Source organism: Mesorhizobium sp. M0904, assembly GCF_040319475.1.
In the GTDB taxonomy this organism is placed as follows: Bacteria; Pseudomonadota; Alphaproteobacteria; order Rhizobiales; family Rhizobiaceae; genus Mesorhizobium.
Window position 1 is genome coordinate 20,345 of the sequence record NZ_JAMYOC010000036.1, and the last position, 21,746, is coordinate 42,090.

Here is a 21,746-nt window from a genome sequence, read left to right on the forward strand (position 1 = left end):
CTCCTGAACGGGCAAAAACCTCATAACAGCGCCTGCTAATATACTATGCCGACTGTGAGGACGAGACTTTTTCCTGCATCCACTAAACGAATGAGAGATGGTGTCGAAGTGCCGGGCGACGCTCGTCGAAAACAATCGTCTGCGACATCGCCAGGATCGGAGATGGGCCTGAGCCGGCCGCATTTTGGGAGTCGCCGCAAGGGACAAGCACAAGACGCAGCACACAAACGCGGCCAAATGTTTATCCAGAATCGCGATTTCGTTGCGGATAGATGGTCTCGCCGCGCTTCAGCATCGCCACGAACGCCGCGATCTTCTTCTTGCGCCCGGCTTCGGTCTTCATGTTGTGGATGCGGAAGGCGAGCGCGAAGCGGTTTTGCCCGCTGAGCTTTGCCAGCATCTCTTTCGCCCTGGGCTCGGCGTCTATTGCCGCCTGGAGGTCGTCGGGGATCTTCATCTCCTTGCCGCTCTTGTAGGCGCGCGCCCAGCGGCCGTCGGCCTTGGCCGCATCGACCTGCCTCAGCCCGTGCTCGGTCATCCGGCCCTCCTCGATCAGCCGGGCGACATTGTCGACATTGATCTGGCTCCAGGTGCTCTTCTTGCCGCGGGGGGTGTAGCGCTGCAGATAGCTTTTGCCGTCGAACGCCTTGCGCACCGCGTCGATCCAGCCCCAGCACAACGCCACGTCGATGGCTTGCTTCGGCGTGATCGACGGCAGCCCCGAATCGAGCTTATGGATCTTGATCCAGACTTCGTCCTCGCTGTCGTGATGCTCGCCAAGCCAGGCATGGAAGCTTTCGGCATCCCTGAACTCGCGCACATTGGCGGGGTCGACCTTCACGGGCGCCATCAGCTGGTCCGCCCATGACGCGAGCGCGTAACGACGCCAAACCGCTTGCCGGCCGCGCGCGCGCTCATCTCAGCTCCGAGTCCGCAATCCGCAGGCCTGGTGATTCTCGTTTCGGCGGCAGCATGACGTTATCGAATGTCTGCGTGAACATCGCCGCCGCAAAGAAAGCGTCTCTTCGGTGGCGTGGGTGTTGCCAGCCGAGCCGCTTGCCGGGCTCGATCTCGTAGACAATGACCGAGGACTGGGTAGTGCCCTGCCCGCCGCAAACCGCGAAAGCGCCGGCCATTTGACCGACGGATCGTCCTCTGCCCAAACCGGCGAACGTTCGAGCCTGTCGGATGCGAGACTGCTGTCATGGCTTCGTTCCTCTCAGCGAATTGCGAACACGAATCTAGATGATTTTTCTGGTCCGCGTCAGCAAAACTGGCTGCTGACCGTTCCCTCGCCCATTGCGCGTCGACGGCGCCTACCCGATCCGGCCGGCTGCAACCCTGGCTCCGGCAGCGCAAGGAGCTGGCCCACGAGCTGAACTACACCGGCGATATGAACGACACTGTAACGATGAATCTGTGGCTGCACGACGCACTGATGAAAAAGCTGGCCGAGAATGGCGGCAAGCTTCCGAGCGACCTAGCCGCCTAGAGTCACAAGACAAGCAATTCCAGGAAAACGTGTGAACGGTTTTCCGTCCGGAATTGCGTCAAACAAAAAAAGACAGACCGGCTCGGCGTTTCCGTGAAACGACGAACCGTCCTGGTCCTGCCCGCACCGTGGTTCTTGCTGCGCCAACTTCGGCCGCAACCGAGCAGACCACGATGCCAAGCGTCAGACCGCCAGGTAAATAAAATTGAGACCCGTCCCGACCGTCAGGATCGGTGTTTGGCGAGGTGGCATGCCACAAAAAGCGCTTGCCGCCTCGCACCCGGATTGCCTCACGCAAAGCGCCGATTTCGGTCGCTGCCCACGCGCTGGTAGGACCACCATTTTGCTGGCGAAACGCGACGTTCGGCGTATCATTCTCCCCGGAGAGAGTTCATGGTGGGAGGAAGCCAATGAACGTGGTGCAGAGGGTGACTGTCGCTGACTTGACGGCCCAAGAGCTTGTTTCATCTGCGCTTTCACGGTTCGGTGCCGGCGACACCATATCGACGAGGGCGATGCTGGACATCGTTCGCAGGACGGCCCCGGCCTGCGGCAACAGTGACGACGATCTGGTCGAGCTTATCGTCATGACGGCCGTTGGTAGGACCATGGGCGTCGTGTTCGACCATCGGTCCCAATAAAACAATCCGGAACGAATACCAGGCTGCGCCCAGGAGCAGTGGCGGGCGGTTGGCAGCGCCAAAGAGGCCAGCCTGTTTGTGCATGAAGGCCGTCCTGGCACCAAGCCCTTGCTTTGAACAAAACCGCTGCTCATGCCGGGTCATGCCGAAGGCGGTAATTGGGCGACACGCTCGAAGGAACTCGCTGAAATCTTGCCCGTTATGCTCTCGTCGAGATGAGGAGAGCTGCCATGGCCGACGACAAAACCAAGACCGACAGTCGCGACCGCTCACGAGTGGCGGGCGGCGAAGACTACGAGGTACGTCACTTCGCCGAGGAAGCGGGCATCACCCCGGATCAGGCACGCACGCTGATCAAGCGTCACGGCACCGACCGCAAGGTGCTGAACGAAATCGCCGAAAGCATAAGAGCGTCGTAATGGCTGACAAGAAAACCGCAATGGCCGACCGCAAGACGCGTGATCCGGACGAAAAGGAGGCTCTGCGTCTGGCCGAAACCACCGACGTTTCGCCGAAGCAGGCGAAGGATCTGATGCGCAAGCACGGCAAGGACAGCCCGAAGGTCGCGAAGGAAGCCAAGAACTTCAAGGCCGAGGGCTGAGCCGCCGAGCCGGTCGGACGCGCGGTACAGGGGTGTGGCCGCAATCCTGGAGCTTATCGGTTTTCTAACAAATTCGGCCTATCCCTTCCGCTATCGCGGCTCAGGGATGCCATATGCGCGGGATATCTGGTGAGGCGAGGCCGTCGATAGGCGATATACGGCATGTGAGGTTGGTATTTTGCCTGCTGGCGGCGGTCGTGATGGCGGCGGCGCTCCTCGCCTTTGCCACCTCCCTCCTGCAGGATCCTGATAGCTGGTGGCACATCAAGGTCGGCATGGATATGCTGGCAAGCCGCACATTCCCCACTGTCGACGTCTATTCCTACACTTTTGCCGGCCAGCCATGGATCGCCAAGGAATGGCTCAGTCAGCTTCTCCTTGCAATTGCCTTTGAAGCCGGCGGCTGGAACGGCGTGGTGCTGCTGGCGACTGCAGTAATCGCGCTCACGATCTTCTTGACGTCGTGGTATCTCAGCGCGTGGTTGAAGCCGACGCTGGCGATAGGACTGACGCTGGTTCTCGCGCTTTTGATCGGGCCAATCTATGTCGCCCGGCCGCACATCTTTACCTTGCCCATCATCGTCGTCTGGACCGCCGGTCTTTTCCAGGCCGCACGCAACGAGAAAGCGCCGCCTTTGTGGCTGCTGACGCTGCTTTGCCTGTGGGCCAATCTCCATGCCACCTTCACCTTCGGTTTCGTCATCGCCGCCTTCGCCGGGCTCGATCTCGTCATGCGCACGCGCTTGTCGAACCCCCGGCTGCTGGCCAAGTGGATCGTTTTCGGGCTGCTTTGCCCGCTGGTCAGCCTGCTCAATCCCTATGGCGTCAAGGCCATACTCGCCACATTCACCGTGGCCTATGGCAATGAGGCGGTGCGTTACATTGCGGAGTGGCAACCCTTCGACGCCTCGCGGCACACCCTCCAGGAGGTGGCCCTGCTGGTGGCGTTTTTCGGGCTGCTCGTGTCGAGATTGCGCATTGGCTGGGCCAAGGCGCTGTTCCTTGTCTTCACGTTGCACGTCTATCTCACCCACATACGGTTCATGTACCTGTTCTTTCTTCTCGTGCCGGTGGTCCTTGCCGTCGAGGTCGCACAACAATATCCAGTGCTTTCAGCCGAGAAATGGGCGGCGGAAAAGCGCGACGGACTTGAACAATTTTTCGCACGGCAATTTTCCAGGATTTGCGCTGGACTTGCCGTTTTGCTGGTTTTGGCGGCTGCCGCCTTCACGACCTATCCGGTCGCGCCGAGCCAGAAGACCTCGGCGAGGGACGCGCTGGCCTTCGCCCAAACCCATAATCTGTCGGGCAATCTGCTGAACTCCTACGATTTTGGCGGTACGCTGATTTTCCATGGCATCAGGACGTTTATCGACGGCCGCGCGGATCAGCTCTTCCTGAATGGCTTTACGGAAACGGATGAGCAGACTGGGCACAGCCGGGGCAAGCCGATCCTGAAAGCCCAACTCGAGAAATATACGATAGGCTGGGCATTGTTGACCGCCGACGACAGCCGCATTCCGTTCTTCGACGAACTGGGCTGGAAGCGGGCCTATGCGGACGATTACGCGGTGATCTACACCCGCGCGGACTGAGCCCCGGCAGCTTCGCGCGCCGGTGTGCGCATCCCTCCTGAAGCTGTGGCCAGCGCCGAGGCGGCGAAATCCTTATGGGATTTTGATTTCTTTGCTCCGCGTCCCGTCTCGACCCTTTATGGCACTTTGATCCATATTCACCGAAGCGGTGTATCCAGCCGCCGATATGATGCGGCGACCGGTTTTGGTAGTTTGTTAAAGTAAACACACAAATACAACATAGGAAAATGCGCGGTGGACATAGTTGTTGTCGCGATTGGAATCGCGTTCTTTGCTCTATGCTTCGGCTACATCAAAGCCTGCGACAAGCTGTAAGGGTAGGGATCGTAACATGCTTTTCGACTATATCCTCGGCGGCGCCGTGACCTTGTTTCTTCTCGCCTACCTGACATACGCCCTCGTTCGCCCGGAACGCTTCTGATCTCCGCTGGCAAGGAGCCAACCCCATGACAATCAACGGATGGCTGCAGATCCTCGTCTATTGCGGGATCGTCGCTCTGCTGGCCAAGCCGCTCGGCGGCTACATGTATCGCGTTTTCAGCGGCGAGCGCACATTCCTGTCGTCAATTCTGGCCCCGCTCGAGCGCGGGCTCTACCGCATATCAGGGACCAGCGAGCGCGAGGAGCAGCACTGGACCTCCTATGCGGCGGCCCTGCTGTTCTTTAACCTGGCCGGCTTCCTGGTGCTCTATTCGCTGCAACGGCTGCAAGGCGGCCTGCCCTACAATCCGGCCGGCATGACCGCCGTCGAACCTGAGCTGGCCTTCAACACCGCCGCCAGCTTCATGACCAACACCAACTGGCAGAACTACGGCGGCGAAAGCACGATGTCCTATCTCGTGCAGATGGCCGGCTTGACCGTGCAGAATTTTCTGTCGGCGGCGACCGGCATCGCCATTGCGGTCGCACTGATCCGCGGCTTTGCCAGGGCCTCAGGCAAATCGATCGGCAATTTCTGGGTCGATATGACCCGCGGCACGCTCTATCTGCTTTTGCCGTTCTGCATCGTCCTGACTCTGGTCTATGTCTATCTCGGCATGCCGCAGACGCTCGCTGCCTACGTCAACGCGACGACGCTCGAAGGCGCGCAACAGACTATAGCGGTCGGGCCGGTCGCTTCCCAGGTTGCCATCAAGATGCTCGGCACCAATGGCGGCGGTTTCTTCAACGCCAATGCAGCACATCCCTTCGAAAATCCCGACGCAATCTCCAACCTGATCCAGATGGTGACGATCTTCGCCCTCGGCGCGGCGTTGACCAATGTCTTCGGCCGCATGGTAGGCAACCAGCGCCAGGGCTGGGCAATTCTGTCGGCTATGGGCGTGCTGTTCATCGCCGGCGTTGCCGTCTGCTACTGGGCGGAATCCGCAGGCAATCCGCTGGTCCACGCGCTGGGCGTCGACGGCGGCAACATGGAGGGCAAGGAGAGCCGTTTCGGCATCGCTCTGTCGGCGCTGTTTGCCGTCATCACCACCGCCGCTTCCTGCGGCGCGGTCAATGCCATGCATGACAGCTTCACCGCACTTGGCGGCATGATCCCGATCATCAACATGCAGCTCGGCGAGGTTATTGTCGGCGGCGTCGGAGCCGGCTTCTACGGTATCCTGATGTTCATCGTCATCGCCGTCTTTGTCGCCGGGCTGATGGTCGGACGTACGCCCGAATATCTCGGCAAGAAGATCGAGGCCAAGGAGGTCAAGATGGCGATGCTGGCCGTGCTCTGCCTGCCGCTGGCAATGCTGATCTTCACCGCTATCGCGGTGCTGCTGCCGACGGGCGTTGCTTCCATCGCCAATGCTGGTCCACACGGCTTCTCCGAGGTTCTCTATGCCTACACCTCGGCCGCGGCGAACAATGGCTCCGCCTTTGGCGGTCTCAGCGGAAACACGCCCTGGTACAACGTAACGCTCGGCATCGGCATGCTGATGGGCCGCTTCCTGGTCATCATTCCGGCGTTGGCGATTGCTGGCTCGCTGGTTGCGAAGAAGACCGTCCCTGCCTCCGCCGGCACCTTCCCGACCGACGGTCCACTGTTCGTCGGGCTGCTGGTCGGTGTCATCTTGGTCGTCGGTGGCCTGACCTTCTTCCCGGCCCTGGCGGTCGGACCGATCGTCGAGCACCTGGCGATGATTCACGGTCAGACATTCTGAAACGGCCATGCCCTGGTTCAAGATCATACCTCGAAAGGTCCGGCATCGCCCCGAGCCGGAGGGAGAGAAAACGCCCCCTCCTTTCCCGACGCTGTCCACATTCCTCGCTATTGCGGCAGCCTTGATCATGATCTGGCTGCTGGCTTACGGGCCGCCGCACCTTCGTTCGGCACAGGATCGACCGGTCAACAACATCGACACTGGAGCCACCAAATGAGCCCGTCGAAATCCGTGAGCATCATGGATACCCGCATTCTGTGGCCCGCTATCGCCGGTTCCTTCAGAAAACTGAACCCGCGCACCTTGATGCGAAACCCGGTGATGTTTGTCGTCGCCGTCGTCTCGGCGCTCACCACCGTGCTGTTCGTCAAGGATCTCGTTACCAGCGGCGGCGATCTTGGCTTCACGCTGCAGATCATCATTTGGCTGTGGTTCACCGTGCTCTTCGCCAATTTCGCCGAAGCGGTGGCCGAAGGCCGCGGCAAGGCGCAGGCAGACTCGCTGCGCCGGGCGCGAACCGAGACGCAGGCCAAGCTGTTGAACGATGGCGACCGCAGCAAGTTCAAACTGGTGCCCGGCACCAGCTTGAAGGTCGGCGACATCGTGCTTGTCGAAGCCGGCGACATCATCCCCTCGGACGGCGAGGTGGTCGAAGGCGTGGCGTCAGTCAACGAGGCGGCCATCACCGGCGAATCCGCACCGGTCATCCGCGAATCCGGCGGCGACCGTTCGGCGGTGACCGGCGGCACGCAGGTCTTGTCCGACTGGATCCGCGTGCGCATCACCGCGGCTGCCGGCCATACGTTCCTCGACCGCATGATCTCGTTGGTCGAGGGCGCCGAGCGCCAGAAGACACCCAACGAGATCGCGCTCAATATCCTGCTCGTCGGCATGACGCTGATCTTCGTGCTGGCCACGGCGACGATCCCGAGCTTCGCCTCGTATTCGGGCGGTCATATCTCGGTGACGGTGCTGGTCGCCCTGTTCGTTACCCTGATCCCGACCACAATTGGCGCCCTGCTGTCGGCGATCGGCATTGCCGGCATGGACCGCCTGGTGCGCTTCAACGTGCTGGCCATGTCGGGCCGCGCCGTCGAGGCGGCCGGCGATGTCGACACGCTGCTGCTCGACAAGACCGGAACCATCACGCTGGGCAACCGGCAGGCGACGGCATTTCGTCCGGTCAAGGGCGTCACCGAACAGGAACTGGCGGACGCGGCCCAGCTTGCCTCGCTTGCCGACGAAACGCCGGAAGGCCGCTCGATCGTCGTCCTGGCGAAGGAAAAATACGCCATCCGCGCCCGCGACATGGCAAGCCTGCACGCGACGTTCGTGCCTTTCTCCGCGCAAACCCGCATGAGCGGCGTCGATCTGGAAGGCTCCTCGGTCCGCAAGGGCGCAGTCGATGCGGTACTTGCCCACGTCAAGCTCTCGACGGTTGCCACAGGCCGTACGCGCAGCGACACCGTCCGCGACCTTCAGGCGATCGCCGACGAGATCGCCAAATCGGGTGGCACTCCACTCGCGGTCGAGCGCGACGGGCGCCTCCTCGGCGTCGTCCATCTGAAGGACATCGTCAAGGGCGGCATCGCAGAACGCTTTGCCGAATTGCGCCGCATGGGCATCCGCACGGTTATGATCACCGGCGATAATCCGATGACCGCGGCGGCGATCGCGGCGGAAGCCGGCGTCGACGACTTCCTTGCCCAGGCGACGCCCGAGGACAAGTTGAAGCTGATCCGCGACGAGCAGGCCAAAGGCAAACTTGTCGCGATGTGCGGCGATGGCACTAACGATGCGCCGGCCCTCGCGCAGGCCGATGTCGGCGTTGCCATGAACACCGGCACGGTCGCGGCGCGCGAGGCCGGCAACATGGTCGATCTCGACAGCGATCCGACCAAGCTGATCGAGATCGTAGAAATCGGCAAGGCGCTGCTGATGACGCGTGGCTCGCTGACCACCTTCTCCATCGCCAACGACGTAGCCAAGTATTTTGCCATCATCCCAGCAATATTCGCCGTCTTCTACATCGCCCCGGGCCAGACCGCCGGGCCGCTGCAAGCGCTCAATGTCATGCATCTGGCGACGCCGCAGAGCGCTATCCTCTCGGCCATCATCTTCAACGCGCTGATCATCATCGCGCTGATCCCGCTGTCGCTGAGGGGTGTCAAATACCGCGCGGTCGGCGCCGGTGCGCTGCTCAGCCGCAATCTCATTGTCTATGGCCTCGGCGGCGTGGTCGTCCCCTTCGTCGGCATCAAGGTGATCGACATGGGCATCACCGTTCTCGGTCTCGCCTAAGGAACCACGTCGATGCTCAATCAAATCAGGCCCGCGATCGTCATGATCGTCTTCTTCACCATTCTGACGGGTTTGGTCTATCCGATCGGCATGACCGGCATTGCCCAGGCGCTGTTTTCGCGCCAGGCCAATGGCAGCCTGATCGAGAAGGACGGCAAGCTCGTCGGTTCCGAGCTGATCGGCCAGGCTTTCGAAAGCGACCGCTACTTCCATGGCCGCCCGTCGGCTGCCGGCGACGGTTACAATGCCGCCGCCTCGGGCGGCTCGAATCTCGGCCCGACCAACCCGAAGCTCATCGACAGGATCAAGAGCGACGCCGAAAAGCTGAGAGTGGAAAACCCGAGCCAGCCGGTACCGATGAATCTGGTCACCACGTCCGGCAGCGGTCTCGATCCGCATATCAGCCCCGACGCGGCCTATTTTCAGGTCGCCAGGGTGGCCAAGGCCAGGGGCGTCGATGAATCCAGGATCAAATCGCTTGTCGACAGCCATGTCGAAGATCGCGAATTGGGATTCATCGGCGAGCCGGTAGTTAATGTGCTGGCCCTCAACCTTGCGCTGGACGATGCGATGAAACAGTAAAGGACCGGCGCCGGGATCGACACCGAAGCCGGCGCCGTTCATGATTGACGCTTATGCCAGACGACAGCCGCACCGCCGAAACCAGGCCCTCTCCCGACGCGCTACTCGAGCATGCCCAGCGAGAGGAGCGCGGTCGCCTGAGGATATTTCTCGGCGCCGCCCCCGGTGTCGGCAAGACCTGCGAGATGCTGATGTCGGGCCGCGCCAGGCTGGCCGACGGGATCGACGTAGTAATCGGTATCGTCGAGACGCACGGCCGCAATGAAACCCAGACGCTGGTCGAAGGCTACGAGGTCATTCCTCGCCTTGAGATCGATTACAAAGGGCGGATCCTCGAGGAGATGGATCTCGACGCCATCCTCGCCCGGCACCCGGCGCTGGTTCTGGTCGACGAACTTGCCCATACCAACGCGCCGGGCAGCCGTCACCCCAAGCGCTACCTCGACGTCCAGGAAATCCTGACGCACGGCATCGATGTCTACACGACGCTGAATATCCAGCACGTCGAGAGTCTGAACGATGTCGTGACGCAGATCACCCGCGTCAGGGTGCGGGAAACTGTCCCAGACTCCATAATCGACCAGGCAGACGATATCGAGATGATCGACCTGACCCCCGACGATCTGATCAAGCGGCTTGAGGAAGGCAAGGTCTACATCCCCAGCACCGCCCAGCGCGCCATCGAGAACTATTTCTCGCCGGGCAATCTGACGGCGCTTCGGGAATTGGCGCTCCGCCGCACTGCCCAGCGGGTCGACGAGCAGTTGCTGACCCACATGCAGGCCCACGCGATACCCGGGCCTTGGGCGGCGGGGGAAAGGGTTCTCGTCTGCGTCGATGCGCGTCCGGGCGGGGCGGCCCGTGTACGTTATGCGCGGAGGTTGGCCGACCGGCTCCGCGCCCCTTGGACGGCGCTTCATGTCGATACCCCTCGTTCAGCTGCCATGCCCGAGGAGGACAAGGATCGGCTGGCGACGCAGCTGCGCCTTGCCGAGCAGCTCGGTGCCGAGGTGACGACCATTCCGGGTCAGAACGTCGCGCAAGACATCGTTCGGCATGCGACGGCGAACAACTTCACCCATATCGTGATCGGCAGGCCGACCCGATCGCGCTGGCGGGAATTGATCGAAGGCTCGCTCACTTACGATCTCATCCGCAATGCCGGCGACATCAGCGTCCATGTCATTTCGGGAAACGAACGCAACGCCGAAGCGACGTCGACGACCGTCAAGGCGGCGGACGAGCAGTGGCAGTTCGAGATCTGGCCCTATCTCAGGGCCACGGCCTATGTTGTTGGCTCGCTCGCCTTCGCCGTCCTTCTCGACCAGTTTCTCGACGTCCGCAACCTGGCGGTCATCTTTCTCATTGGGGTCCTGACGTCGGCTGTGACCGGCGGTCTCTGGCCGGCTTTGTATGCCTGCCTCATCAGCGCCATTGCCTTCAACTATTTCTTCCTGGAACCACGCTACACGCTGACGATCGAGGATCCGGAGAGCATCGTTGCGCTGGCTGTCTTCCTGGTTGTTGCGGTCATTGCCAGCAATCTAACAGCGCGCGTGCAGCGTCAGGCGGTCGCTGCGCGCTCGCGGGCACGCGCCACTGAAGATATTTATCTCTTCTCAAAGAAGCTCGCCGGTGCTGGCACGCTCGACGACGTTCTCTGGGCGACTGCCTTCCAGATCGCCTCGATGCTGAAGCTGCGCGTGGTGCTGCTTCTGCCGGAGGACGGTACAATTGCGGTCAAAGCCGGCTACCCACCCGACGACACGCTGGCCGAGGCCGACATTGCAGCAGCCCGCTGGGCCTGGGAGCATAACCGCGCCGCGGGGCGCGGCGCCGACACGCTGCCCGGAGCAAAACGCCTCTATCTGCCCTTGCGAACCGGACGCACGGCGGTGGGCGTTGTCGGCCTCGACAACGATAAGCAAGGTCCGCTGCTGACACCCGAGCAGCAGCGTCTGCTCGATGCGCTTGCCGACCAGGCGGCGGTCGCCATCGAGCGCATCCAGCTCGTCGCCGATGTTGACCGGGCCAAGCTTGCGGCCGAGGCAGACCGTCTGCGCTCGGCCTTGCTCACCTCCATTTCCCACGATTTGAAAACGCCGCTTGCCGCCATCATGGGCGCGGCCGGAACACTCAGGGACTTCGAGGCCGCGCTTTCCGAGCAGGACCGGACGGAACTGCTGTCGACCGTGCTCGATGAGGCGGAGAGGCTTAACCGCTTTATTGCCAATCTGCTCGATATGACCAAGATCGAATCCGGCACGATGGAGCCGAACTACGCCTTTCACTATCTCGGCGACATTGTCGGCTCAGCTCTGCATCGGGCCCGCAAAATCGTCCGCGAGCATAAGACCGAGATCGACATTCCATCGGATCTGCCGATGTTGCGGGTCGACCCCGTTCTGTTCGAACAGGTGCTGTTCAACCTCCTCGACAATGCTGCAAAATACGCGCCACCAGGTTCGACGATCCGCCTGCAGGCCTGGGCCGATAACGGCTTCATCATCCTGCAGATCATGGACGAGGGACCAGGCATTCCGCCAGCGGACCTGAAGCGCGTTTTCGACACTTTCTACCGTGTGCGCAAGGGTGACCAGGTGCGTGCCGGCACCGGGCTCGGCCTGTCGATTTGCCGCGGCTTCATCGAAGCGATGGGCGGGACGCTCTCGGCGGCAAACAGGTCCGACCGCTCGGGGGCGGTTTTCACGATCAAGATGCAACTGGTGCCGGCGGAACTGCCCAATCTCGGCGAACCCGAGACGGACCATCAAAATACGGACGATCTGCCATGACGAGCCTGGACGTCAGGATATTGGTGGTCGACGACGAACCGCCGATCCGGAAACTGCTTCGCGTCGGGCTTGACAGCCAAGGCTATGCGATCAGCGAGGCGCCGAACGCCAGGGCGGCGATTGAACTCATCGAGACGGAAAAGCCAGACCTTGTGCTGCTCGATCTCGGCCTGCCCGGCATGAGCGGGCATGAGCTGCTCCGCAAATGGCGGGATGATGGCCTGGACATTCCCGTGGTTATTCTTTCCAGCCGCACTGATGAGGCCGGCATCGTCTCGGCCCTCGAACTCGGCGCCGACGATTATGTAACCAAGCCATTCGGTATGAACGAGCTTGTCGCACGCATCCGCGTCGCGCTTCGCCACAAGTTCCAGCAGCAGGGTGAGAGACCGGTGTTCCAGACCGGCGACCTCTCCGTCGATCTGGTGAAGCGCATCGTCAAGGTCGAGGACAAGGAGATAAAGCTCTCGCCGAAGGAATACGACATCCTCCGCATCCTCGTACAGCATGCCGGCAAGGTTCTCACCCACCAATTCCTGCTGAAGCAGGTCTGGGGCGATTCCACCGACATTCAATATCTCAGAGTCTACGTCCGGCAGATCAGGCAAAAGATCGAAAAAACGCCCGACCAGCCTCGCTATATCACCACCGAGACTGGCGTCGGATACCGGCTGCGCGAAGTCGATTGACGCGACGAGCATCCGAAGCCGAAATGCCTCTTCCAATCCGCTTCAAATCAGCGGCGGCCATGGTGTCGCCGGACAAAAGCCCTATATTAAGGAAAGATCGGTTTTGTGCGGGAATGAATGGATGTCGCGGCTTCGTCTATTGAGGTTTTTAGGGTCGGCAATGCTGACTTCGGCGATGCTGTCGGGCGTAAATCCTGCTGCATCGGCACAGGTCGTCAGTCCCGCCGACCGCAACGTGTTGATCCAGCAGGACCAGTTGCAGATGTTGGAGAACAGGCTGCGGCGGCAGCAATACCAGCAGCAGCAACAGCAGTACCGTGCCCAGGATCGCCAAATCCCAACACCGGAACGGCAGGAGGTGCCGCAGATGAGGCCAACTTGCCAGTTGCTGCCGTCGGGGAGCGGCTTCGTCAGCACCTGCCGCTGACGACCGGCCCTTTCATTTATTTAGCCGACTTATATATTGTGGAAACCGCTCCGCTTGCGCCCCATTGAAAGCGGCCGACTTTGCAACGCTGCCCTTGCCGTTTGGGCACCGCCTCGACTGGATTATCGAATGGCAGCCAGCAAGAAGAAGGTCGTACGCAAGGCAAGGAAGGGCGACCGGATTCGCCAGGTCGCGGCGATCCCGTTTCGGCTGAACGAGCATGGCGACGTCGAGGTGATGCTGGTTACATCGCGAACGACAAGGCGCTTTATTGTGCCGAAGGGCTGGCCGATGAAGGGCAAGAGCGGCCGAAAGGCGGCCACCATCGAAGCACAGGAAGAAGCCGGCGTTCTGGGCAAGACACTGAAACAGCCGGCCGGCACCTATTGCTACTGGAAGCGGCTGGCGAACCGCTTCGTCCGTGTCGACGTCGTCGTCTATTTGCTGGAGGTAACCGAGGAACTTGCCGACTGGGAAGAATCCAAGAGGCGTCAGCGTGCGTGGCTGGCGCCGGCCGACGCGGCGGTGCTCATCGACGAGCCGGATCTCTCGACGCTGGTGAGGAACGTCAGGATTCCCGAGCTGGAGTATAGTTCCAAAAAAAAGAATCCGGCTTTCGGAAAAGATCACGCTCAGTAAAGGATCGAGGCTATCACGACTGGATCGGGATGGAATTGGCCACAGCGCCTGCCGCCGTCACTTGAACCGAAATCTCACTTGCCGCCGTCGCCCTCGGGCAAAGATCGCACCGGCATGCCGGTATAGGCCCACAGCCATTCGCGCGGCAGCGGCCCCTTGTTGCGGTCGCTTTCCTGCGACTGTTCCCACGCATGTGCGAGGATGCCGACCGAGCGTGACAGCACGAAAAGGCCGCGCGTCAGCGGCGGCGGGAAGCCGAGCTCGCCGTAGATGACGGCCGTGGCGCCGTCGATATTGAGCGGGATTTTTTTGCCCTTGCGCCGCGCCACCTCGGCCTCGATCGCCTCGGCGATGTCGGCGAAGCGCCCGCTGACGATGCCGCGCGCGGCAAAGTCGCGGGTTAACTCGATGAGGCGGGGCGCCCGCGGGTCGACCGGATGGAAACGATGGCCGAGCCCGGGCACATAGCCGTTTTCCCCGGCAAGGAAACGATCGAGCCGCGCCGACACGGCGTCCGCAAGCGGCATGCCGGCGTCCAGTTCGGCAGCGATGTCTCCGTAGAAGGAAAGCGCCTGTTCGCCGGCGCCGCCATGCACATCGCCAAGCACGTTGACGGCTGATGCCATGGCGCTGTTGATGCCGACGCCGCAGGTGATCGCCATACGGGCGATGGCGATCGACGGCGCCTGCGGCCCATGGTCGACGGCAGCACCCAGCGCGATGCCAAGCAGCGCCGCCTGCTCCTCGCCTGGCAGTTCGCCGCGCAGCATCAGCCAGATCATTGCCGGAAAGCTGACGCGGCCGATCAGATCCTGGATTTCATAGCCGCGCAGCCGGATGACGCCGGGGCGCATCTCGATGATGCCGGTCTGCCACCATTCCTCGCCGCGTGCGCGACCAGTCTTGTTTTGCGTTCCGCTCATGCCTTCGCTCTTTTCCTGGCACGCGGCGGCAGGCCGGCAAAAACCTCGCCCATATGCTCGCCGAGCCCCGGCGGCGGCCTGCTCGGCAAAGGTGCCTGGCCATCGACCATGAAGCCGCCGCGCACCACGGTCAGCGGCTGGTCCATCCCGGACACAGCCGGGAAGCGCGCCGTCATGCCGCGCTCGATCACCTGTCGCTCCTGCAGTATCTGCGGGATTGTCAGCACCCGGCCTGCCGGCACGCCGGCGCGATTGAACGTCTCCTCCCAGGCGGCGGCCGAGCCGCTCGCCAAGGCATCCTCGATCAGCGCTTTCAATGCAATGCGGTTCTGCTTGCGCGTTTCTCGCTCGGCAAAGCGGGCGTCCGACGCCAGCTCCGGCCGACCGATCAACCGGCACAGTGTGACGAACTGCTCCTGCTTGTTGGCTGCGATGTTGAGCAAGCCGTCGCCAGTGCGAAACGCGCCAGACGGTGCGGCCGTCATATTTTCATTGCCCATCGGCTGCGGCTCGACGTCCGCCGTCAGATAGTTCGACACCGGCCAGCCGAGCGCAGAAAGCGTGCATTCGAGCATCGAGACGTCGAGGAATGCGCCCTCGCCTGTCGTCTTCTGCTTGACCAATGCGGCGGCAATGGCGAACGCCCCGACCAGCCCGCCAAGCGTATCGGCGACCGGATAGCCAACACGCAGCGGCGCGGTTTCCAGTGTACCGGTGATGCTCATAATCCCCGAAAGACCCTGGATGATCTGGTCGTAGGCTGGATTGTCGCGCATCGGCCCGGTCTGGCCGAAGCCCGATATCGCACAATAGACAAGGCTTGGCCGGACTTCTTTCAGCCTGGCATGGCCAAGCCCCAGCCGGCCCATTACGCCGGGACGGAAATTCTCGACCAGCGCGTCGGCCGAAGCGACCAGATCGAGGAAGCGTTCGCGGTCGGCGTGCTGCTTGAGATCGAGCGCCACCGAGCGTTTGCCGGCATTCTGCGCCAGGAACGAAGCGCCCATGCCCGCCCGGTTGAGCTCCGGAGAGGCGCCGAGCTGGCGCGCCAGATCGCCGCCTTGCGGCGTCTCGACCTTGATGACGTCGGCCCCGAGCAACGCCAGCTGGTAGGCGCAATAGGGGCCGGCCAACACATTGGTCAGGTCAAGGATGCGGATGCCGCAAAGCAGGTCTGTCATGACGTCACGAACAGCTCAGGCATCGCCCGGCACGTGCTCCGGTCCACGCATGCGTCTGTGCTCGATGTAGGCCCAGATATGCGGGCCAACCAGCCCGATGAAGGCCAGCGTCAGCAGCGTCAGCGACAGCGGATGCTTGTAGAACACCGTCCAATCGCCGTTGGAGATGGTCATCGCGCGGCGGAACTGCGTTTCGGCAAGGGGCCCGAGAATCATGCCGATGATAACCGGCGCGGTCGGAAAATCGAAACGCCGCATCAGGAAACCGGCGGCACCGAACAGATAGAGGATGACGAGGTCGATCGGCGATTGCGAGATGCCGTAGGTGCCGACTGTGGCGAACACCAGGATGCCGGCATAGAGCTGCGGCGCCGGGATCTTCAGCAATCGCACCCAAAGCCCGATTAGCGGCAGGTTAAGGACGACGAGGATGACGTTGGCGATGAACAGGCTGGCGATCAGCCCCCACACCAGGTCGGCCTGCGTCGTCAGCAGCAGCGGCCCCGGATTGATACCGTAGCTCTGGAATGCCGACAGCATGATTGCGGCCGTCGCCGAGGTCGGCAGGCCGAGCGTCAGCATCGGCACCAACACGCCGGCCGCGGATGCATTGTTGGCCGCTTCCGGTCCGGCAACGCCCTCGATGGCACCGACGGTGCCGAACTCGTCCTTGTGTCTGGAGAGTTTCTTCTCGATGGCATAGGAGAGGAAGGTCGGGATTTCGGCGCCGCCGGCCGGCATGGCGCCGATCGGGAAGCCGATCAGAGAGCCGCGCAGCCATGGCCTCCACGAGCGCGACCATTCGGCCGCGGTCATGTAGAGCGACCCTTTCAACGGCACGATGTCGTCCTTGCCGGCATAGCGGCGCGAGGCCATGTAAAGCGTCTCGCCAACGGCGAACAGGCCAACGGCGACGACGATGACGTCGACGCCGTCCAACAATTCGCTCATGCCGAAGGTGAAGCGCGGCTGCCCCGTCTGCAGGTCGACGCCTATCATGCCGACGACGAAGCCGGCGAACAGGCTGGTCAGGCCGCGTACCGACGACGAGCCGAGCACCGCCGAAACCGTGATGAAGGCCAGCACCATCAGCGAGAAATATTCGGCCGGGCCGAAGGCCAGCGCAAATTTGACGACGATCGGCGCCAGAAAGGCAACGCCGATCGTGCCCAGCGTGCCGGCGACGAAGGAACCGATCGCCGAGGTCGCCAGGGCCGCACCGCCACGGCCGGAGCGGGCCATCCTGTTGCCCTCGAGCGCGGTGACGATGGTGGCGCTTTCGCCAGGCGTGTTGAGCAGGATCGATGTCGTCGAGCCGCCATACATGGCGCCGTAATAGATACCGGCAAACAGGATGAAGGATGCCTCCGGCGCCACCTGATAGGTGATCGGCAACAGCAGCGCTATGGTCAGTGCCGGTCCGAGACCGGGCAGCACGCCGATCGCAGTCCCAAGCGTGGTGCCGACCAGGCACCATATGAGATTGATCGGCGAGAAGGCGACCGAAAATCCGTGCGCGAGATGGCCGAGCGTTTCCATGGCGTCAGCCCCTCAGCATGGTGACGAGCGAATCGACGATCGCGTTCAGCTGGTTTTCGATGAAGCCGGCGCCGATATTGACGCCGAGCGCCCTGGCAAAGCCGAAATAGGCGGCCAGCGCCAGGATCAGCCCGAGCAGCACGTCACGCAGCGGACGCCGGCTGCCGAAACCGTGGCAGATGAGAACGAACATGATGACAGATGCCGCGGTAAAGCCGAGCGGCTGGATCAGCACGAGGTTGGCGATCAGTCCGAGGGCGACGATGCCCATCGCCTTCCAGTCGGTCGGCGTCGCCTTTTCGTCCTCCGGCTGCCAGCCGCCCCGCAAGGCGGCAATGATGAGCAGCAGCGACAGGATGACCATGCCGGTCATGGTGATGTAGGGAAAGACGGTCGGACCGACCTTGGAATAGAGCGGCGACACCGGGATTGCCAGCGTCTGCCAGGCAACCGCACCCGCACAGGCGAGGAGCCCGACGCCGATCAGCAGTTCGGGCACTGCAAGGCGCGGCGGCGCCGGCTGGTCGCTGGTGCTCATCATCGTCCTCCCAATGTCGGTCCCTTGGGGCCGGTTCTCCCTGGACCGGTCTCACTCGGCCGATCTTGGCGCAGTTTCACCTCCGGCGCGGCGTATGTCCATGCGGCTGGCGAAAGTCGGCAAGGGTTGGCGCAGGCTGCCACCCCTTGCCGAGAGCATCACGCTAGACCGAGGTCCTTGAGGATCGTCCCGATGCGGGCCGTGTCTTCTGCGACGAATTTCGCATAATCGTCACCGGTGAGCAGGATCTGCGTCCAGTTGCGGTTCTTGCATTCGGTGGCCCAGGCGTCGCTCTTGGCCATGGTCTCGATCAGCTTGATCATTGCTGCCTTGTCGGCGTCCGAGACGCCGGGCGGTGCGAAGACGCCACGCCAGTTGAACAGCTCGACATCGATGCCTGCTTCCTTCATCGTCGGCGCATCGATCCCCTCCTGGCGTTTGTCCGCGGAGATGGCCAGCAGCCGCAGCGCACCCGCCTTGACCTGTTCGGCGAACTCGCCATAGCCGGAGATGCCGGCCGCGACCTGGTTGCCGAGCAGCGCCGAAAGCGCCTCGCCGCCGCCGGCGAACGGCACATAGGAAAGATTGGTGGCCGGAACACCAACGGTCTTGGCGATGAGGCCGAACAATATATGGTCCGAGCCGCCGGCCGAACCGCCAGCAACCGGAACCTGCGTCGGGTCAGCCTTGAGAGCAGCGACAAAGTCCGCGGCCGTCTTGAACGGGGAGGCGGCCGGCACCACAAGCGCCTCGAACTCGCCGGTGAGGCGGGCGATCGGCGTGACCTCGGTAAGGTTGTTGGCCGCCTTGTTGGCGATGATGGCGCCTACCATGACCATGCCGGCCACCATCAGCGCATTGCCCTTGCCCTTCCATTGGTTGACGAATTGCGGCAGGCCGACAGTACCGCCGGCGCCGCCGACATTGGTGATCTGCGAGCCGGAAATCAGTTTTTCGCTGCGCAGCACCTGGTCCATGGCGCGCGCCGTCTGGTCCCAGCCGCCCCCCGGCGCCGCCGGCACGAAAATCTGCAGCTGCGGCGCGTCCTGCGCAAAGGCGGGGACAAAATGCGATGCCGCGAGTCCGGCAGCACCTGCTGCCGCGGTGCTCATCAAGAATCGGCGTCTGTTCAGCATGGGATTCCTCCAAATCGCGACACCTCCTCCGGTGCCTGCCAGAAACGTGGCCTGATTTCAGACCCGCTCGATAAAATTCATGCAGAGTTTGCGTCCTCCTGTCAAAGACAGAACACGCTGCATGCGGCACAATCGGCCTGTGCGGTCTTCAGGCAGGCGAACTCGACGCCGGACGACGTGGCAGGCAGAGGCCAGACGGTGTCCGTCAGGGCTGCCGCTCCAGCAGGATGGTCGGCTTGCCTTGGTAGACGGTTCGCAGCACTTCGCCATAACCACATTTTGCCGCGACGTTTAGCGATCCGGTGTTCTCCGGATCGATGATGCAGACGGTCGTCGCGGCGCCGAACGTTTCGTCGCCCCAGGCAAGCACCCGTGCGACGACTTCGCTGGCCAACCCGTGGCCATGCGCGCCCGAAACCAGAGCCCAGCCGGTCTCCGGAATGCCCTCGATCGACGGCGTCATGTCGCGTTTCAGATCGTGAAAGCCGGCCTCGCCGATGAAGCAGCCGGTCGCCTTATCCTCGATCGCCCAGAAGCCGTAGCCCAGAAGCGACCACAGGCCGGCGTGGCGTAGGAAGCGCATCCAGCTTTCCTCCCGCGTGCGCGGCTTCCCGCCGATAAAGCGGGTGACGACGGGATCGGCCCACATAGCGACATAGGCGTCGAAATCGTCAAGCCGGTGCGGCCGCAGGACCGTGCGCGAGGTCTCAAGCACTGGGGCGACAATTGTATGCGGACTGGCCATGGTCATGTCTCGTTTGTGTTGCCGGTGCCTAACGCAGGTCTTCCAAAAGGGGGACAGCGACACGCACGAGACGGGAAATCCAAATCCGTTGTGAAAAACAAGAGCCAAGGCTGTGTAGATCATCTTCCAGGCTGATGTGAATCCTGCCAGGCGGTGTTAGTTTTTCTCCGGTATTGGTTCAGGCGCGTTGGGTTTCGGCGCTGCCGTCCGACAGAGGGAATCCAGCATGGACACCACCGACCTTGTGCTTGCCATCTGCCATCATTTGCTGGTGTTTTCGTTGGCAGGCATCATCGGCGCCGAATTCGTCCTGATCCGCAGCGACTTGTCCGCCGCGACGCTGAAGCGGCTCGTCGGCATCGACCGCCACTACGGCATCATTGCCATGCTGATCATCGTCGTTGGCATCGGCCGCGTCGTCTATGGTCTGAAAGGCTGGGAATTCTACGTCTACAATTGGATGTTCTGGGCAAAGATGGCCGCTTTCGCCATTGTCGGCCTGTTGTCGATTATCCCGACCATCCGTTTCCTATCCTGGAACACGCAGGCGAGCATCAGTCCCGGCTACCAGGTTCCTGCGGCGGAGCTGGCGTCCGTTCGCACCTATGTCCGCACCGAGGCATCGATCTTCCTATTGATCCCGGTGTTCGCGGCGGCGATGGCGCGCGGCTACGGCTACTAGAATAGGTTGGAGGAAGGGCATCGCACGGCCCAACGTTGCCACTCATTTGCGCAGAGAAACGTGCGGTTTGCCGTTTGAGCGCGATTGTCATTTGTCGGGTTGCGCTAGTTATTGCTCTATCTACAGTCGGTTTTAGAGGAACCCGCGCAGCGGTTGGCAATCATATCCTGGGAGGAAACACGATGCGAAAACTCATCGCCGCGTTGGCTGCCGCTGCGGCGTGCGCGGAACGATCATCGGTTCGGCGCTCGGTATCCTGCCCGGAGGCGGCGCGATCCTTGCCGCCTTTGCGTCCTACACCGTCGAAAAGCGCGTCTCGAAAAACCCGGGGGAATTCGGCAAGGGCGCCATCGAAGGCGTCGCCGGACCGGAATCGGCCAACAATGCCGGCGCCCAAACCTCCTTCATCCCAATGCTGACGCTCGGTATTCCGGCCAACCCGGTAATGGCGCTGATGATCGGCGCGATGATCATCCAGGGCATCGTGCCCGGCCCCAATGTCGCCATCGAACAGCCCGCGCTGTTTTGGGGGATCATCACCTCGATGTGGATCGGCAATCTGATGTTGATTGTCTTGAACCTGCCGCTGATCGGGCTCTGGGTGAAACTCCTTACCATCCCCTACTACGTGCTCTTCCCGATCATCATGGCGTTCTGCTCGATCGGCGTTTACAGCGTCAACACCAATGTCTACGACCTCTATGCCGTCGCCTTCTTCGGCTTGCTTGGCTACCTCCTGACCAAGCTGCGCTGCGAACCTGCGCCGCTGCTGCTCGGCTTCATGCTCGGCCCGCTGCTTGAGGAAAACCTGCGCCGCGCCATGATCCTCTCGCGCGGCGACCCAAGCACCTTCGTGATGCGGCCGATCAGCGCCAGCCTGCTCCTCATCGCGCTCGCCGTGCTCGTCATCGTCTTTCTCCCCGCGGTCAAGAAGAAGCGCGAAGAGGTGTTCGTCGAGGAGAGTTCCTGAACATGGATGTCGCCGCATAAAAGGAACTTTAGATTCAGCTAGGGTCAGGACTCATTGATCCAGAAGATGAAGGCTGCAGCGAAGGCGATCGCCGACAGGAAGGTGTGAGCACATCGGTCG

Annotated in this window: 22 protein-coding genes and 2 pseudogenes; 15 read left to right on the plus strand and 9 right to left on the minus strand. The window is 62.1% G+C overall.

The features are described from left to right. Window positions 1-241: 241 nt before the first annotated feature. Window positions 242-850: a YdeI/OmpD-associated family protein gene (locus NKH80_RS28295; RefSeq protein ID WP_352506575.1), complete on the minus strand. Its 609-nt coding sequence runs from the start codon at window positions 848-850 to the stop codon at window positions 242-244. Window positions 851-914: 64 nt separating this feature from the next. Next, window positions 915-1,136 (minus strand): cupin domain-containing protein, encoded by a 222-nt coding sequence (locus tag NKH80_RS28300; protein ID WP_352737497.1) that lies wholly within the window; start codon window positions 1,134-1,136, stop codon window positions 915-917. Window positions 1,137-1,345: 209 nt separating this feature from the next. Between NKH80_RS28300 and NKH80_RS28305 the strand changes: the two are divergent. Further along, window positions 1,346-1,492: pseudogene (locus NKH80_RS28305) on the plus strand (DUF3597 family protein); the annotation flags it as partial. A gap of 476 nt (window positions 1,493-1,968) precedes the next feature. On the opposite strand, the gene NKH80_RS28310 reads toward NKH80_RS28305, so the two are convergent. Beyond that, entirely contained in the window at window positions 1,969-2,217 is a 249-nt protein-coding gene (locus NKH80_RS28310) for a hypothetical protein (protein ID WP_352820618.1), read from the minus strand. Window positions 2,218-2,363: 146 nt separating this feature from the next. Between NKH80_RS28310 and NKH80_RS28315 the strand changes: the two genes are divergently transcribed. The 12 genes from NKH80_RS28315 to NKH80_RS28370 all read left to right on the plus strand — a co-directional run bounded on the left by NKH80_RS28315 (window position 2,364) and on the right by NKH80_RS28370 (window position 13,912). Beyond that, window positions 2,364-2,552, plus strand: a complete 189-nt coding sequence (locus NKH80_RS28315; RefSeq protein WP_292657372.1) for a DUF3606 domain-containing protein — start codon at window positions 2,364-2,366, stop codon at window positions 2,550-2,552. Next, window positions 2,552-2,734, plus strand: a complete 183-nt coding sequence (locus tag NKH80_RS28320; RefSeq protein WP_352649580.1) for a hypothetical protein — start codon at window positions 2,552-2,554, stop codon at window positions 2,732-2,734. Before NKH80_RS28315 ends, NKH80_RS28320 begins: the two co-directional genes overlap by 1 nt. Before the next feature lie 113 nt (window positions 2,735-2,847). Further along, window positions 2,848-4,329, plus strand: a complete 1,482-nt coding sequence (locus NKH80_RS28325) for a hypothetical protein (protein ID WP_352820616.1) — start codon at window positions 2,848-2,850, stop codon at window positions 4,327-4,329. Between the two features lie 331 nt (window positions 4,330-4,660). Then, window positions 4,661-4,750, plus strand: coding sequence for a K(+)-transporting ATPase subunit F (locus NKH80_RS28330; RefSeq protein ID WP_023675300.1), 90 nt, complete (start codon window positions 4,661-4,663; stop codon window positions 4,748-4,750). A 25-nt stretch (window positions 4,751-4,775) separates the two neighbouring features. After that, window positions 4,776-6,479: a potassium-transporting ATPase subunit KdpA gene (gene kdpA / locus NKH80_RS28335; protein WP_352820614.1), complete on the plus strand. Its 1,704-nt coding sequence runs from the start codon at window positions 4,776-4,778 to the stop codon at window positions 6,477-6,479. 7 nt (window positions 6,480-6,486) lie between these two features. Continuing rightward, on the plus strand, window positions 6,487-6,696 hold the full coding sequence (locus NKH80_RS28340; RefSeq protein ID WP_352649577.1) for a hypothetical protein: 210 nt from the start codon (window positions 6,487-6,489) through the stop codon (window positions 6,694-6,696). Next, complete coding sequence (gene kdpB / locus NKH80_RS28345; protein WP_352820612.1) at window positions 6,693-8,780, plus strand: potassium-transporting ATPase subunit KdpB; 2,088 nt, start codon at window positions 6,693-6,695, stop codon at window positions 8,778-8,780. Before NKH80_RS28340 ends, kdpB begins: the two co-directional genes overlap by 4 nt. A gap of 12 nt (window positions 8,781-8,792) precedes the next feature. Continuing rightward, a complete protein-coding gene (gene kdpC, locus NKH80_RS28350; RefSeq protein WP_352820610.1) occupies window positions 8,793-9,362 on the plus strand; it encodes a potassium-transporting ATPase subunit KdpC in 570 nt (189 codons plus the stop codon). A gap of 53 nt (window positions 9,363-9,415) precedes the next feature. Next, entirely contained in the window at window positions 9,416-12,157 is a 2,742-nt protein-coding gene (locus NKH80_RS28355) for a DUF4118 domain-containing protein (protein ID WP_352995027.1), read from the plus strand. Beyond that, on the plus strand, window positions 12,154-12,846 hold the full coding sequence (locus tag NKH80_RS28360; RefSeq protein WP_352820607.1) for a response regulator transcription factor: 693 nt from the start codon (window positions 12,154-12,156) through the stop codon (window positions 12,844-12,846). The genes NKH80_RS28355 and NKH80_RS28360 overlap by 4 nt, the downstream gene beginning before the upstream one ends. A gap of 160 nt (window positions 12,847-13,006) precedes the next feature. Continuing rightward, complete coding sequence (locus NKH80_RS28365) at window positions 13,007-13,273, plus strand: hypothetical protein (protein WP_352687974.1); 267 nt, start codon at window positions 13,007-13,009, stop codon at window positions 13,271-13,273. A 129-nt stretch (window positions 13,274-13,402) separates the two neighbouring features. Then, a complete protein-coding gene (locus tag NKH80_RS28370; protein ID WP_352995033.1) occupies window positions 13,403-13,912 on the plus strand; it encodes an NUDIX hydrolase in 510 nt (169 codons plus the stop codon). A 74-nt stretch (window positions 13,913-13,986) separates the two neighbouring features. Here the strand turns inward: NKH80_RS28370 and NKH80_RS28375 are convergent, their stop codons facing one another. The 6 genes from NKH80_RS28375 to NKH80_RS28400 form a co-directional block, all read right to left on the minus strand. Beyond that, window positions 13,987-14,835, minus strand: a complete 849-nt coding sequence (locus NKH80_RS28375; RefSeq protein ID WP_352995036.1) for a citryl-CoA lyase — start codon at window positions 14,833-14,835, stop codon at window positions 13,987-13,989. Next, on the minus strand, window positions 14,832-16,016 hold the full coding sequence (locus NKH80_RS28380) for a CaiB/BaiF CoA transferase family protein (RefSeq protein WP_352995039.1): 1,185 nt from the start codon (window positions 16,014-16,016) through the stop codon (window positions 14,832-14,834). The genes NKH80_RS28375 and NKH80_RS28380 overlap by 4 nt, the downstream gene beginning before the upstream one ends. Before the next feature lie 15 nt (window positions 16,017-16,031). Beyond that, on the minus strand, window positions 16,032-17,555 hold the full coding sequence (locus tag NKH80_RS28385; RefSeq protein WP_352995042.1) for a tripartite tricarboxylate transporter permease: 1,524 nt from the start codon (window positions 17,553-17,555) through the stop codon (window positions 16,032-16,034). Between the two features lie 4 nt (window positions 17,556-17,559). Continuing rightward, complete coding sequence (locus tag NKH80_RS28390; RefSeq protein ID WP_352506588.1) at window positions 17,560-18,093, minus strand: tripartite tricarboxylate transporter TctB family protein; 534 nt, start codon at window positions 18,091-18,093, stop codon at window positions 17,560-17,562. Between the two features lie 158 nt (window positions 18,094-18,251). Next, window positions 18,252-19,229 carry a Bug family tripartite tricarboxylate transporter substrate binding protein gene (locus NKH80_RS28395; protein WP_352476418.1) on the minus strand — a complete coding sequence of 326 codons (978 nt, stop codon included), beginning with the start codon at window positions 19,227-19,229 and terminating at the stop codon, window positions 18,252-18,254. 205 nt (window positions 19,230-19,434) lie between these two features. Next, window positions 19,435-19,974 (minus strand): GNAT family N-acetyltransferase, encoded by a 540-nt coding sequence (locus NKH80_RS28400; protein WP_352506590.1) that lies wholly within the window; start codon window positions 19,972-19,974, stop codon window positions 19,435-19,437. A 226-nt stretch (window positions 19,975-20,200) separates the two neighbouring features. On the opposite strand from NKH80_RS28400, the gene NKH80_RS28405 reads away from it, so the two are divergent. Beyond that, on the plus strand, window positions 20,201-20,656 hold the full coding sequence (locus NKH80_RS28405) for a DUF2214 family protein (protein WP_352687967.1): 456 nt from the start codon (window positions 20,201-20,203) through the stop codon (window positions 20,654-20,656). A gap of 220 nt (window positions 20,657-20,876) precedes the next feature. Beyond that, a pseudogene (locus tag NKH80_RS28410) lies at window positions 20,877-21,626 on the plus strand (tripartite tricarboxylate transporter permease); the annotation flags it as partial. Window positions 21,627-21,746: the final 120 nt, after the last annotated feature.

Excerpts from the sequence above, each read along its gene's own strand:
- NKH80_RS28355 (WP_352995027.1), top strand. The coding sequence starts at position 9,416 with ATGCCAGACGACAGCCGCACCGCCGAAACCAGGCCCTCTCCCGACGCG.
- NKH80_RS28360 (WP_352820607.1), top strand. The coding sequence starts at position 12,154 with ATGACGAGCCTGGACGTCAGGATATTGGTGGTCGACGACGAACCGCCG.
- NKH80_RS28395 (WP_352476418.1), bottom strand. The coding sequence starts at position 19,229 with ATGCTGAACAGACGCCGATTCTTGATGAGCACCGCGGCAGCAGGTGCT.
- NKH80_RS28325 (WP_352820616.1), top strand. The coding sequence starts at position 2,848 with ATGCGCGGGATATCTGGTGAGGCGAGGCCGTCGATAGGCGATATACGG.
- NKH80_RS28385 (WP_352995042.1), bottom strand. The coding sequence starts at position 17,555 with ATGGAAACGCTCGGCCATCTCGCGCACGGATTTTCGGTCGCCTTCTCG.
- NKH80_RS28375 (WP_352995036.1), bottom strand. The coding sequence starts at position 14,835 with ATGAGCGGAACGCAAAACAAGACTGGTCGCGCACGCGGCGAGGAATGG.
- NKH80_RS28300 (WP_352737497.1), bottom strand. The coding sequence starts at position 1,136 with ATGGCCGGCGCTTTCGCGGTTTGCGGCGGGCAGGGCACTACCCAGTCC.
- NKH80_RS28400 (WP_352506590.1), bottom strand. The coding sequence starts at position 19,974 with ATGGCCAGTCCGCATACAATTGTCGCCCCAGTGCTTGAGACCTCGCGC.
- NKH80_RS28310 (WP_352820618.1), bottom strand. The coding sequence starts at position 2,217 with ATGCACAAACAGGCTGGCCTCTTTGGCGCTGCCAACCGCCCGCCACTG.
- NKH80_RS28340 (WP_352649577.1), top strand. The coding sequence starts at position 6,487 with ATGCCCTGGTTCAAGATCATACCTCGAAAGGTCCGGCATCGCCCCGAG.
- NKH80_RS28330 (WP_023675300.1), top strand. The coding sequence starts at position 4,661 with ATGCTTTTCGACTATATCCTCGGCGGCGCCGTGACCTTGTTTCTTCTC.
- NKH80_RS28370 (WP_352995033.1), top strand. The coding sequence starts at position 13,403 with ATGGCAGCCAGCAAGAAGAAGGTCGTACGCAAGGCAAGGAAGGGCGAC.
- NKH80_RS28295 (WP_352506575.1), bottom strand. The coding sequence starts at position 850 with ATGGCGCCCGTGAAGGTCGACCCCGCCAATGTGCGCGAGTTCAGGGAT.
- NKH80_RS28390 (WP_352506588.1), bottom strand. The coding sequence starts at position 18,093 with ATGAGCACCAGCGACCAGCCGGCGCCGCCGCGCCTTGCAGTGCCCGAA.
- NKH80_RS28380 (WP_352995039.1), bottom strand. The coding sequence starts at position 16,016 with ATGACAGACCTGCTTTGCGGCATCCGCATCCTTGACCTGACCAATGTG.
- kdpC (WP_352820610.1), top strand. The coding sequence starts at position 8,793 with ATGCTCAATCAAATCAGGCCCGCGATCGTCATGATCGTCTTCTTCACC.
- NKH80_RS28320 (WP_352649580.1), top strand. The coding sequence starts at position 2,552 with ATGGCTGACAAGAAAACCGCAATGGCCGACCGCAAGACGCGTGATCCG.
- kdpA (WP_352820614.1), top strand. The coding sequence starts at position 4,776 with ATGACAATCAACGGATGGCTGCAGATCCTCGTCTATTGCGGGATCGTC.
- NKH80_RS28315 (WP_292657372.1), top strand. The coding sequence starts at position 2,364 with ATGGCCGACGACAAAACCAAGACCGACAGTCGCGACCGCTCACGAGTG.
- kdpB (WP_352820612.1), top strand. The coding sequence starts at position 6,693 with ATGAGCCCGTCGAAATCCGTGAGCATCATGGATACCCGCATTCTGTGG.
- NKH80_RS28365 (WP_352687974.1), top strand. The coding sequence starts at position 13,007 with ATGCTGACTTCGGCGATGCTGTCGGGCGTAAATCCTGCTGCATCGGCA.
- NKH80_RS28405 (WP_352687967.1), top strand. The coding sequence starts at position 20,201 with ATGGACACCACCGACCTTGTGCTTGCCATCTGCCATCATTTGCTGGTG.